Origin of the sequence: Reyranella aquatilis (assembly GCF_020880995.1) — a bacterium.
Lineage (GTDB): Bacteria > Pseudomonadota > Alphaproteobacteria > Reyranellales > Reyranellaceae > Reyranella > Reyranella aquatilis.
Map to the genome: position 1 here is coordinate 1193009 of NZ_JAJISD010000001.1, position 9723 is coordinate 1202731.

Here is a 9723-nt window from a genome sequence, read left to right on the forward strand (position 1 = left end):
GCCCCTCCTTCCCGTCCATCCGCTTGCGCGCTAACAGGGATCGATGGAGCAACTTCCCGTCGACGAGGCGTTGCCGCGGCTGCGCGCCGCGCTGGAGAGCCGCAACGCCGCGGTGCTGGTGGCGCCGCCGGGCGCGGGCAAGACGACGCGCGTGCCGCTGGCCCTGCTCGACGCGCCGTGGCTCGCCGGCCGCAGGATCGTGATGCAGGAGCCGCGCCGGCTGGCCGCCCGCGCCGCCGCCCGGCGCATGGCCGCGAGCCTCGGCGAGGCGGTCGGCGAGACGGTGGGCTATCGCGTGCGTTTCGACAGCAAGATCGGGCCGCGCACGCGCATCGAGGTCGTCACCGACGGCCTCTTCCTGCGCCTGCTGCAGGACGATCCCTCGCTCGAGTCGGTGGGCTGCGTGATCTTCGACGAGTTGCACGAACGCGGCCTCGAAACCGACCTGTCCTTTGCCCTGGTGTGCGAGGCGCAGGCGGCGTTGCGCGAGGATCTGCGCGTGGTCGCCATGTCGGCGACGCTCGATCCCGGCCCGGTGTCGGCACGGCTGGGCGGCGCCCCCGTGATCGAGAGTGCGGGCCGCATGTTTCCGGTCGATACGCGCTACCTCGACCGCGAGCCCGCTGGCCGCATCGAGGACAATGTCGCGGCCGCTGTGCGGCGCGCGCTGGCCGAGGAGACCGGCAGCGCGCTCGTGTTCCTGCCGGGCGTCGGCGAGATCCGCCGGGTCGAGGAGCGGCTGCAGGGCATCGGCGCCAACGTCGACGTCGCGCCGCTCTACGGCGACCTCTCGCCCGCCGACCAGGACCGCGCGATTGCCCCCTCGCCGCCCGGCTGGCGCAAGGTCGTACTCGCGACGTCGATCGCGGAGACCAGCCTCACCATCGAGGGCGTGCGCATCGTGATCGACTGCGGACAGATGCGTGTCCCGAAATTTTCGCCCCGCTCGGGGATGACGCGCCTCGAAACCGTGCGCGTCAGCCAGGCCTCGGCCGACCAGCGTCGCGGACGCGCCGGCCGTCTAGAACCCGGCGTCTGCTATCGGCTGTGGCCGGAGGAATCCCAGCGCGGCCTGCTGCCGTTCACGCCGCCGGAAATCCTCGACGCCGACCTCGCGCCCCTCGCGCTGGAACTCGCCGCCTGGGGCACCGGCGACGCCGCGAGCCTGCCCTGGCTCACCCCGCCGCCGGCCGCCTCGCTCGTCACGGCGCGTACATTGCTGGCCGATCTGGGGGCCATCGACGCCCGCGGCGCGATCACCCCGCACGGCCGCGCCATGGTGCGCCTCGGCCAGCACCCGCGCATCGCCCATCTGGTGCTGAAGGGACGGGAGATGGGACAGGGCAGAATCGCCGCCCTGATCGCCGCCATCCTGGGCGAGCGCGATTTCCTGCGGCTGCCCCCCGGCCAGCGCGACGCCGATCTCCGTCACCGCGTCGACATTGCGCTGGGCGGCCGGCGCGACGGCCCGCTACGCCTGATCCATGAGGCGGCCCGCCGCCTGATGCTGCGCAACGCGGGCGACGAGCGTCCCGACATCGCCATGACCGGACCGCTGCTGGCGCTGGCCTATCCCGACCGCATCGGTCGCCGCCGTCCGGGCACGGCGGGGCGCTACCTTCTGTCGGGCGGGCGCGGCGCGGTGCTGTCCGAAGGCGACCCGCTGGCCAACGAGGAGTTCCTCGTCGTCGCCGATCTCGACGGCGCGGCCCAGGAAGCGCGCATCTTCCTCGCCGCCCCGATCACCGCGGCCGAGATCGAGGATCTCTATACCGATCGCATCCTCGACGAACAGCTCGTCCAATGGAGCGCCCGCGACGGCGCGGTGCTGGCCCGTCAACGCCGCCGGCTGGGGGCGCTGGCGCTCGAGGACAAGCCGCTGGCCCGGCCGGATGCCGACAGGGTGCGGGCCGCCATGCTCGACGGTGTGCGCCAGCTGGGGATCGGCGCCTTGCCGTGGAGCGACGATCTCGTGCGCTGGCGCGAGCGCATTGGCTTCCTGCGCCGCCACGCCGGCGAGGAGTGGCCCGATCTCTCCGACGAGGCACTTCTATCCTCGCTCGCAGACTGGCTGGGGCCGCATCTCGACGGCGCGTCGCGGCGGGATCATCTCGCGCGGATCGATCTCGCCGCCGCCTTGAAGGTGCTCGTTCCCTGGGACAGGCAACGCGAGGTCGACCGCCTCGTGCCGACTCATGTGGAAGTGCCGAGCGGATCGCGGGTGGCGATCGACTATTCCAATCCCGATGAGCCGACGCTCTCGGTGCGCCTGCAGGAGATGTTCGGCCTGACCGAGACGCCGCGTATCGCCAGCGGAAAGGTCCCGCTCACGATCCACCTCCTGTCGCCCGCCCGGCGACCGGTGCAGGTGACGCGCGATCTCGCGAGCTTCTGGGCGAACGGCTACAAGGCCGTGAAGTCGGAATTGAAGGGCCGCTATCCCCGCCACTACTGGCCGGACGATCCGCTGGTGGCCGAACCCACCGCCCGCGCCCGGCCGCGGCCGCGTTGAGTGCAGCGGTGCGCGCGCTCTCGATCTTCTTCGTCGTCATGGCCTTCGCCACGCCGGCGGCCGCGCAGGCACTGGAAGACTGCCCTCGCTATGTGCCCATAACGCTGGAGGCCTGGATCGCTTCGCCCGACCTCAAGCTCGCGGCCTACGGCTACACCTGCCGCATGATCAACATCGACACGACGCTCAGCCAGGCGATGCGCGAGGGCGTGCAGGCCAGCGACAGCGCCACCTGGCTCGAAACCTATCGCCGCACGCTCGAACGGGTGCGCGAGGCCAGCGCCATCAACCGTCGCTGGGCCGGTCCCGAGGCCACGCGCAATCTCGCGGTGCTCACGCGCCTCGAAGTGAAGTACCGGCGGCTCGCCGAGCCTTAAAACCCGTCAGAGCCGCGTCGCCTCGTCGATCAGCTCCTGTGCGGCGATGTCGAGGAGTTCGTCCTCGGCGGTGCCGCCCTGCACGCTTTCACGGCCGATCTCCAGCAGCACCGGCACGGCGAGGGGCGAGATGCGGTCGAGGCGGCGATAGACGATGCGGCCCTTGGCGCGCCTCAGCAGGTCGCCCAGCCGCTTGAGGTCGGCGAGCTGCCACGCCGCATCCTGGCGCGTGGCGCGCAGCAGGATGTGGCCAGGCTCGTGCTGGCGCAGCGTGTCGTAGATCAGGTCTGAGCTGAACGTGACCTGGCGGCGCGACTTTTCCTCCCCCGGGAACCGCCGCTCGATCAGGCCCGCGATCACCGCGACGTTGCGGAAGGACCGCCGCAGCATGCTCGATTCGTCCATCCAGGCTTCGAGATCGTCACCCAGCATGTCCTCGTCGAACAGCTCCTCGATCTGCTTCGGCGAGGCCGGCCGCAATCCCCACAGGCCCAGCACATAGTCGGTGGCGACGAAGCCCAGCGGCCGCAGTCCCATCCGCTCCATGCGCCGCGTCAGCAGCATGCCCAGCGTCTGGTGCGCGTTGCGGCCCTCGAAGCAGTAGGCGACCAGGAACTGCTTGCCGCCGCGCGGGAAACCCTCGACCAGCAGCTTGTCGGCCGGCGGCAGCATCGAGCGGAAGACCTGGATGCGCAGCCATTCCTGAACCTCGGCCGGCAGCTTGGGATGCTTCAGCGGATCCTGCAGGATCCCGCGCACCCGGTTGGCCAGGAACGTCGAGAGCGGCAGCCGGCCGCCGCCATAGGCCGGCACCTTGGGATCGCCGCCGGTCGCCGGCGAACAGATCGCCGCCAGTTCCTTCACGCCCTCGAAGCGCAGCAGTCGGCCGGCGAAGACGAACGTGTCGCCCGGCACCAGCCCCTGGACGAAGCCCTCCTCGACCTCGCCCAGGACCGGACCGCGCCGCAGCCGAACCTTCATCAGCGGCAGCTCGACGATCGTGCCGACATTCATGCGGAACTGCTTGGCCACCAGCGGCGAGGCCAGCATCCAGCGTCCGTCGGGCAGCTGCTTCAGCCGGTGCCAGCGATCGTAGGCCGCCAGCGCATAGCCACCGGTCGCCACGAAATCGAACGTGTCGTCGAAATCCTTTCGCGGCAGGTCGCGATAGGGCTGCGCGCGCCGCACCTCGGCAAAGAAGGCCTCGCGGTCGATCGGCTGGGCGCAGGCGGTGCCCACGATGTGCTGCGCCAGCACGTCGAGGCAGGGCGGTCGTGGCGGATCGCCGTCGAGTTCGCGCGCCTCGACGGCCTCCAGCGCGGCCAGCGATTCCAGCACCTCGAAACGATTGGCCGGGGCGATCATGGCGCGGCTGGGCTCGTCGAGCCGGTGGTTGGCGCGGCCGATGCGCTGCATCAGTCGGCTGACGCCCTTGGGCGCGCCCATCTGGATCACCAGGTCGACATCGCCCCAGTCGATGCCGAGATCGAGCGACGAAGTCGCGACCACAGCACGGAGTTTGCCGGCCGCCATCGCGGCCTCGACCTTGCGCCGCTGCTCGACCGCGAGTGATCCATGATGCAGCCCGATCGACAGGTTCTCGTCGTTGATCCGCCACAGCGCGTCGAAGGCCAGCTCCGCCTGGGCGCGCGTGTTCACGAAGATGATCGACGTCCTGTGCTGGCGGATGATGTTGTAGATCTCGGGTACAGCGTGGCGCCCCATGTGGCCGCCCCACGGGATTCGCTCCTGCGCATCGATGATCGACACGACCGGCGGCGCGCCGGGCTCGCCCACCACGATCTCGACCGGCTCGTCGCGCAGGTTGAGGAACTCGGCGAGCGCCGGCGGATCGGCGACCGTCGCGGAAAGCCCCACGAAGCGCGCCTGCGGGGCGAGCGTCGCCAGACGCGACAGGCAGAGCGCCAGATGGTGACCGCGCTTGCTGGTCGCGAAGGCATGCAGTTCGTCGATGATCACGCACTTCAGGCTGGCGAAGAACTTGGCCGCATCGAGATAGGAGAGCAGCAGCGCCAGCGATTCCGGCGTCGTCATCAGCAGGTCGGGCGGCCGCTCGCGCTGACGCAGCCGCCGGCTCTGCGGCGTGTCGCCGGTGCGGCTCTCGGCGCGCACCGGCAACTGCATCTCCGCCATCGGCTGTTCGAGGTTGCGGCGGATGTCGGTCGCCAGCGCCTTTAGCGGCGAGATGTAGAGCGTGTGAAGCTCGCCCTGCCCCTTCTTGTAGGCAAGGTCCTCGCCGGCCTGGCGGCGCTCCGTGAGTTCGATCAGTGACGGAAGAAAGCCAGCCAGCGTCTTGCCGCCGCCGGTCGGCGCGATCAGCAGCGCGCCCTTGCCCTTTCGCGCGAGATCAATCAGCGCAAGCTGGTGCGGCCGCGGCGCCCAGCCGCGACTTTCGAACCAGCGTGCAAACAGGTCGGGAAGCCCCATATCCGTGGGGTAGGATGCATCAGGAGCCATGGCAATAACGACGGCAACCGAGACCCTCAATCCCCGGACGTGGCTCTATCCGACGCCGCGCGGCCTCTATTGCGAACCGGGCGATTTTTACATCGATCCGGCCTTCGCGGTGCCGCGTGCGGTGATCACGCACGGCCATGGCGATCATGCGCGGCCGGGCCATCGCAAGGCGCTGGCGACGCCCGAGACGCTGGCGATCATGCGCACGCGCTTCCAGGACATGCCCGATACCGAGCAGCAGGCGCTGAGATACGGCGAGAGCGTGCGGATCGGCGAGGTCGAGGTCGGCTTCGCGCCGGCCGGCCACATCCTCGGCTCGGCGCAGGCAGTGCTGGCATACAGAGGCCAGCGCATCGTCGTGTCGGGCGACTACAAGCGCCGCCCCGATCCGACCTGCCCGCCGTTCGAGCCCGTCCCGTGCGACGTGTTCATCACCGAGGCGACCTTCGCGCTGCCGGTCTTCCATCATCCCTCCGACACCGGCGAGATCGGCAAGCTGCTGCGCTCCGTCGCCACCTTTCCCGAGCGCACTCATCTGGTGGGCGTCTATGCGCTCGGCAAGTGCCAGAGGGTCATCCGGCTGTTGCGTGAGGCGGGCTACGACAAGCGCATCTGGCTGCATGGCGGGCTGATGTCCCTGTGCAGGCTCTACCAGGAGCATGGCGTCGATCTCGGCGACGTAGCGCCCGTCTCCGAGGCGATCCTCGAAACCTTCAAGGGCGCCATCGTGCTCTGTCCGCCGTCGGCCATCGCCGACCGCTGGTCGCGGCGCTTCGCCGAACCGATCGCAGCGGTGTGCTCGGGCTGGATGAACGTGCGCGCGCGCGCCCGGCAACGGGGCGCCGAACTGCCGCTGGTGATCTCCGACCATGCCGACTGGCCCGAACTCACGCAGACGCTGAAGGATGTCGGCGCTCCCAGGGTCTGGGTGACGCACGGCCGCGAGGAAGCGCTTGTCCACTATGCGCGCGGTATCGGCATCGACGCCGAGGCCCTGCACCTCGCCGGCCGCGAGGAAGAGGATTCCTGAACCGTGCAGGCCTTTGCGCGCCTTCTCGACTCTCTCTCCTTCCAGCCGGCCCGCAACGCCAAGCTGCGGCTGATCGAGACCTATCTGCGCGAAACGCCCGATCCCGACCGCGGCTGGGCGCTGGCGGCGCTGACGGGCGGTCTCGATTTTTCGTCGGCCAAGCCGGCCCTACTCCGCGGCTTCGGCCAGGAGAAGATCGGCGAGGAGCTGTTCGCCCTGTCCTACGACTATGTCGGCGACCTCGCCGAGACGCTGGCGCTGATCTGGGAGACCGATCCCGCCGCCGGCCCGCCGCCGACCTTGGGCGAGGTCGTCGAGACGCTGCAGCGCGCGACGCGCACGCAGACGCCGGCCATCCTGAAGCGCTGGCTCGACGCGCTCGATTCGACCGGCCGCTGGGCGCTGCTGAAGCTGCTGACCGGCGCGCTGCGCGTCGGCGTCTCGGCGCGCCTCGCGAAGCAGGCGGTCGCCAACATCGGCGACCAGCCGGTCGATGCCGTCGAGGAGGTCTGGCACGGGCTGGAAGCACCCTACCGGCCATTGTTCGACTGGCTGCTGAACGGCGCGCCACGACCCAGCAGCAACGCCGGCGCGGCCTTCCTGCCCGCCATGCTGGCCAACCCGATCGACCGCGCCGAACTGGACGCGCTGGATCCGGCGCATTTCCGCGCCGAATGGAAATGGGACGGTATCCGCGTGCAGGTCGCGGCCTCGGGCGGGTTGAAGCGGCTCTACAGCCGCGCGGGCGAGGACGTGTCGGGCGCCTTTCCCGACATCATCGAGGCGATCGACTTCGAGGGGGTGTTCGACGGCGAACTACTGGTGCGGCGCGAGTCCGCGGTCGCGCCGTTCAACGACCTGCAGCAGCGGCTGAACCGCAAGACGGTGACGCCGAAGATGCTGAAGGAGCATCCCGCCCATGTCCGGCTCTACGACGTGCTGTGGCTCGAGAGCGAGGACCTGCGCGGCCTCGGCTTCGACGAACGCCGCGCCCGGCTGGAGTCCTGGATCGCCCAAAAGGAACGCCCGCGCTTCGACCTCTCGCCTCTGGTGAGTTTCGCCGACTGGGCCGAGCTTGCCGCCAAGCGCGAGGAGATGCGGGCCGACGGCATCGAGGGGCTGATGCTGAAGCGCGGCGACAGCGCATATGTCGCCGGGCGGCCGAAGGGTCCGTGGTTCAAGTGGAAGCGCGACCCGATGCTCGCGGACTGCGTAATGATGTACGCCCAGCGCGGCCACGGAAAGCGCAGCTCGTTCTATTCGGACTTCACTTTCGGCTGCTGGCGCGACGGTGCCGAAGGCCGCGAGTTAGCGCCGGTCGGCAAGGCCTATTTCGGCTTCACCGACGAGGAGCTGCGCTGGCTCGACAAATGGGTGCGCGACCACACGGTCAACCGCTACGGCCCGGTCCGCGAGGTCGAGCAGAAGCTGGTGCTCGAGATCGCCTTCGACGGCATCGCCCGCTCGACCCGGCACAAATCGGGCGTGGCCATGCGCTTTCCGCGTATCAGCCGCATCCGGACCGACAAGCCGGCCGCCGAGGCCGATTCGGTCGACAACCTCCTGCGGCTCCTCTCCTGAGCCGGCCGGCCGGAAACGCCCCCTTGCAGGGGCAATGTCGCATGCCCATTATCCGGGCAACATTGTAACCGAAGAGCCATGATCGACCCGTTCGGCCGCCACATCTCCTACCTCCGCGTCTCCGTGACGGACCGCTGCGATTTCCGCTGCGTCTACTGCATGGCCGAGGACATGACTTTCCTGCCCAAGGCGGAAGTGCTGTCGCTGGAGGAGCTGGAGCGGCTGTGCACGGCGTTCGTGCGCCGCGGGGTCAAGAAGCTGCGCCTCACGGGCGGCGAGCCACTGGTGCGCAAGAACGTGATGTCGCTGTTCCGCGGGCTCGGGAAGCATCTCGACAGTGGCGCCCTGGAGGAACTCACCCTCACCACCAACGGCAGTCAGCTGGCGAAGTACGCCCAGGAACTGGCCGATATCGGCGTGCGCCGCGTCAATGTGTCGATGGACACGCTGGACCCCGACAAGTTCCGCCAGCTCACGCGCTGGGGCGACCTCGACCAGGTGATGCGCGGGCTCGATGCCGCCCAGCGCGCCGGCTTGGCGATCAAGATCAACGCGGTGGCGCTGCGCGGCGTGAACGACGGCGAGTTCGACGAGATGATCCGCTGGAGCCACGGCCGCGGCATGGACCTGGTCCTGATCGAGGTCATGCCGATGGGCGAGATCGGCGACGCGGCGCGGCTCGACCAGTACCTGCCCCTGTCGCTGGCGCGCACCGAGATCGGGCGGCACTTCACGCTGACCGAGACCGACTACCGGACGGGCGGTCCCGCCCGCTACTTCAGGGTCGAGGAGACCGGCGGACGCCTGGGCTTCATCACGCCGCTCACCCACAATTTCTGCGAAAGCTGCAATCGCGTGCGCCTCACCTGCACCGGCACGCTCTACATGTGCCTGGGCCAGGAGGATGCGGCAGACCTGCGCGCCCCGTTGCGGGCATCGGAGAGCGACGAGGTACTCGACCGCGCCATCACCGAGGCAATCGCGCGCAAGCCGAAGGGCCACGACTTCATCATCGACCGCCGCAACAGCGGCCCCGCCGTCCCGCGCCACATGAGCGTGACCGGCGGCTGAGCGGTCGGGCTTTTCTTCCCCCAGGAAAATCAACAACCGCCCTCATCCTGAGAGGTCGGCCGGAAATGAACTGAATCCCTTCAAGCACCTACCTCATCCTGAGCGACCGTCGTGAGGGTCAAGCGTTTGCCCATGGCTTTTTGTCCCTGAGGATTGCGTTGAGGATGGTCACGAGCTTGCGCATGCAGGCGACGATGGCGACCTTTGCGGGCTTTCCGGCGGCGCGCAGGCGATGATAGGTCATCGCCAAGGGGAGCTTGCGCCGGATTGCGACGAGGATGCTCATATAGAGGGCGGCCCGCACGACAGGCCGTCCGCCGGCGATGGTGCGACGGCCCCGCAAGGTGCCGCTGTCGCGATTGAACGGGGCGACACCGGTCAGGGAAGCGATCTCGCGTCGGCCGAGACGGCCCAGTTCAGGCAGTTCGGCGATCAGGGTGCGGGCGATCCTGGGCCCGATGCCGGGAACGCTGATCAGAAGGTCCTCGGCCTCGCGCCAGGCCGGGGTTCCCCGGACGGCGGTATCGATGTCGTCGTCGATCTGTTCGAGCTGGGCCTTCAGGGTGGCCAGCACGCGATCGACGGTCTTGAGGGTGCGCCGCACGGTGAGCATGCGGCGGCGATTGCTCTCGGCCCCGATCATCTCGATGAGCTGACGGCGGCGCGCCATCAGT

7 protein-coding genes are annotated in these 9723 nt (G+C 69.3%); 5 read left to right on the forward strand and 2 right to left on the reverse strand.

The genetic code is table 11. The annotated features are described in order from the left end of the window. The first annotated feature begins 43 nt into the window (after positions 1-43). On the forward strand, positions 44-2512 hold the full coding sequence (gene hrpB / locus LJ725_RS05815) for an ATP-dependent helicase HrpB (protein ID WP_230549666.1): 2469 nt from the start codon (positions 44-46) through the stop codon (positions 2510-2512). A gap of 8 nt (positions 2513-2520) precedes the next feature. After that, on the forward strand, positions 2521-2889 hold the full coding sequence (locus tag LJ725_RS05820) for a hypothetical protein (RefSeq protein WP_230549667.1): 369 nt from the start codon (positions 2521-2523) through the stop codon (positions 2887-2889). 6 nt (positions 2890-2895) lie between these two features. On the opposite strand, the gene LJ725_RS05825 is transcribed toward LJ725_RS05820, so the two are convergent. Further along, on the reverse strand, positions 2896-5367 hold the full coding sequence (locus LJ725_RS05825) for a ligase-associated DNA damage response DEXH box helicase (protein ID WP_230549668.1): 2472 nt from the start codon (positions 5365-5367) through the stop codon (positions 2896-2898). Between LJ725_RS05825 and LJ725_RS05830 the strand changes: the two genes are divergently transcribed. The 3 genes from LJ725_RS05830 to moaA all read left to right on the forward strand — a co-directional run bounded on the left by LJ725_RS05830 (position 5366) and on the right by moaA (position 9049). Continuing rightward, on the forward strand, positions 5366-6397 hold the full coding sequence (locus tag LJ725_RS05830; protein ID WP_230549669.1) for a ligase-associated DNA damage response exonuclease: 1032 nt from the start codon (positions 5366-5368) through the stop codon (positions 6395-6397). The two genes, LJ725_RS05825 and LJ725_RS05830, sit on opposite strands and share 2 nt — an antisense overlap. Before the next feature lie 3 nt (positions 6398-6400). Beyond that, complete coding sequence (locus LJ725_RS05835) at positions 6401-7978, forward strand: cisplatin damage response ATP-dependent DNA ligase (RefSeq protein WP_230549670.1); 1578 nt, start codon at positions 6401-6403, stop codon at positions 7976-7978. 78 nt (positions 7979-8056) lie between these two features. After that, positions 8057-9049, forward strand: a complete 993-nt coding sequence (gene moaA / locus LJ725_RS05840; RefSeq protein WP_230549671.1) for a GTP 3',8-cyclase MoaA — start codon at positions 8057-8059, stop codon at positions 9047-9049. A gap of 118 nt (positions 9050-9167) precedes the next feature. On the opposite strand, the gene LJ725_RS05845 is transcribed toward moaA, so the two are convergent. Beyond that, positions 9168-9723 (reverse strand): transposase (locus tag LJ725_RS05845; protein WP_230549672.1); only part of this gene is annotated, 556 nt, incomplete at its 5' end.

Bases quoted from the DNA above. Each gene is read 5' to 3' on its own strand.
- hrpB (WP_230549666.1), top strand. From the start codon at position 44: ATGGAGCAACTTCCCGTCGACGAGGCGTTGCCGCGGCTGCGCGCCGCG.
- LJ725_RS05830 (WP_230549669.1), top strand. From the start codon at position 5,366: ATGGCAATAACGACGGCAACCGAGACCCTCAATCCCCGGACGTGGCTC.
- LJ725_RS05825 (WP_230549668.1), bottom strand. From the start codon at position 5,367: ATGGCTCCTGATGCATCCTACCCCACGGATATGGGGCTTCCCGACCTG.
- moaA (WP_230549671.1), top strand. From the start codon at position 8,057: ATGATCGACCCGTTCGGCCGCCACATCTCCTACCTCCGCGTCTCCGTG.